The sequence below is a fragment of the Kocuria subflava genome, assembly GCF_012163155.1.
In the GTDB taxonomy this organism is placed as follows: Bacteria; Actinomycetota; Actinomycetes; order Actinomycetales; family Micrococcaceae; genus Kocuria; species Kocuria subflava.
The window spans coordinates 1-512 of record NZ_JAAVUN010000260.1; the positions used below are offsets into that span (position 1 = coordinate 1).

A 512-nucleotide genomic window follows, 5' to 3' on the forward strand; every position below is an offset into this window, starting at 1 on the left:
CCGGACCAACATTGCGGAGACGGCCGAAGAGATCCTGGCGGCAGGGCACGCGGACCTGATCTCCATGGCCCGCCCGTTCCTGGCGGATCCGGAATGGGTGGACAAGGCCGGGTCGGGGCGAGCAGACCAAATCAACACGTGCATCGCATGCAACCAGGCCTGTCTGGACCACACCTTTGCGCACAAGCGGGCCACCTGTCTGGTGAATCCACGCGCCGGGAACGAGACCAGCCTGATCCTGAGTCCGGCCCGGCGGGTCAAGCACATCGCCGTGATCGGCGCGGGCCCGGCTGGGCTGTCCTGCGCGGTTTCCCTGGCACGGCGCGGGCACAGGGTCGATCTGTTCGAGGCCCAGGACCACCTGGGTGGTCAGTTCGCCCTGGCGCAACGGATTCCCGGCAAGGAGGAGTTCTCGGAGACCATCCGGTACTTCACCCGCCAGCTGGAGTTGACCGGGGTCAGCGTGCATCTGTCGACCACCGTGGATGCCAATTCCCTGGCCCAGCAGGACT

At 66.6% G+C, this 512-nt stretch carries 1 protein-coding gene; it reads left to right on the forward strand.

Features of this window, described 5'->3' with window-relative positions:
- Nucleotides 1–512 (forward strand): FAD-dependent oxidoreductase (locus GTW58_RS14085; RefSeq protein WP_168023660.1); only part of this gene is annotated, 512 nt, incomplete at both ends.